Origin of the sequence: Tenacibaculum aiptasiae (assembly GCF_008806755.1) — a bacterium.
Taxonomy (GTDB): domain Bacteria; phylum Bacteroidota; class Bacteroidia; order Flavobacteriales; family Flavobacteriaceae; genus Polaribacter; species Polaribacter aiptasiae.
This window is the reverse complement of the sequence record NZ_WAAU01000061.1, coordinates 1-328: the sequence shown is the minus strand read 5'-3', so window position 1 is coordinate 328 and position 328 is coordinate 1. Positions and strand designations below refer to the sequence as shown.

The window sequence follows — 328 nt, the reverse complement described above, 5'->3', positions numbered from 1 at the left end:
AACTATCTCTTGATAAGATTCACTCTCTTGCCAAACCGAATAATCTGTATAAGATATATTTAATGGTTTTAAACTTTGTCCTTGATAAAGTGACCATAGATCTCTTATTAAAATATCATTTGAAACTCCATCATTAATAATATGATGACTATCAATCATTAACATATAATACAACCCTGATACATCTACCAAACTTATACGATAAGGAATTTCTTCTGATAGTTCAAATGGACGAACAAAACTAGATACTAAATCCTCTACCTCACTTGAATCAGCTTCTTTATAAGTAACTTCAAATTCTGAAGCATCTATTATAGATTGAACCAAA

The 328-nt window shown here is 29.0% G+C and carries 1 protein-coding gene; it reads right to left on the bottom strand.

Annotated elements, in window-relative coordinates; genetic code table 11:
* Positions 1-328 (bottom strand): condensation domain-containing protein (locus F7018_RS17975; RefSeq protein WP_175578782.1); only part of this gene is annotated, 328 nt, incomplete at both ends.